At 50.1% G+C, this 1,058-nt stretch carries 2 protein-coding genes; one reads left to right on the forward strand and one right to left on the reverse strand.

Annotation, left to right across the window (positions count from 1 at the left end):
- Window positions 1-339, reverse strand: a 339-nt coding sequence (locus tag QZ506_RS16395; protein WP_291972526.1) for a DUF1640 domain-containing protein, incomplete at its 3' end; no start/stop codon positions are given.
- Between the two features lie 161 nt (window positions 340-500).
- Here QZ506_RS16395 and QZ506_RS16400 point away from each other — a divergent pair.
- On the forward strand, window positions 501-1,058 hold a 558-nt coding region (locus tag QZ506_RS16400; RefSeq protein ID WP_291972528.1), incomplete at its 3' end, for a Rha family transcriptional regulator.

The following is a 1,058-nucleotide window of genomic DNA, read 5'->3' on the forward strand; positions in this document are numbered from 1 at the left end:
GACAGCGGCGGCGACCATTAGCCCAAGTCGGATGGTCATCTGCATGCCAAGTTTATCAAAACCGGCAGTCATATCCTTGCGGACATCGGCTATCTCTGCGGACAGGTCCTTACGGACATCGGCTATCTCTTTGCGAACATCAGCGATATCGCGCTTCACTTCGGCGATATCAGCGGACAGGTCTTTGCGCACATCGTCGAGATCGCGCTTTGTAGCAAGATCTGCTACCTCGTGTGATTTTCGCACAACAAGAGATATCGCCTTGGCCTGGTCTTTCGGCAACCCGGCGTTTTCCAGCGTTTCGACGAACTCTTGAGTATCAAATGCAACCTGGCCCATAGCGTATCCTCCTGTGTTAAGCCAAGTGTAACCCAGTAATCTTATTGACGGAAGATCAACCCATGCGCTATAGTCACACTGCACCTGCAAATTCAGGTGTCGGGATTGGAACCCCGTAGGGATTGTCGCGACAGAATGACACGCCGCGAGCGTGTTTTTTTATGTCGCAATTCAGCTTCATCTCAATGGTGGGCTGGATAGGGCTACCGAAAGGTAGGCCGGATGACAATCCCGGTAGTTCCAACCCTGTTCAGTCCACCACCAATAGAGATTGGAACCTCTTGGTGGTGATTAAATTCAGATTGTCACCGGAGGTCATTATGACACTTCACTCATCCCTTGCTGCACCTAAAGTTACCATCCGCAATGGTAAAGCTGTAACTACATCTCTGGACGTTGCAAATTATTTTCAAAAACGCCATGACGATGTTTTGAAAAAGCTTCGCACCTTGGATTGCTCAGCTGATTTTAGCGCCCGCAATTTTGCGGGGGCCGAATATACCGATGAGCAAGGTAAGCTACGCCCGATGTTCGAGATGACTAAGGACGGCTTCGTCTTCCTCGTCATGGGTTTCACAGGCAAAAAGGCAGCAGCGTTCAAGGAAGCTTACATAGCGGAGTTTAACCGCATGGAAGAGCGGCTTTACGGCCAACGCCAAACAAAGCAACCAAGCACTGTCACACAAGAAGAGATCGACGCACATTATGCCGAATGCGTA

The organism is Candidatus Symbiopectobacterium sp., from assembly GCF_020054415.1.
GTDB lineage: Bacteria > Pseudomonadota > Gammaproteobacteria > Enterobacterales > Enterobacteriaceae > Symbiopectobacterium.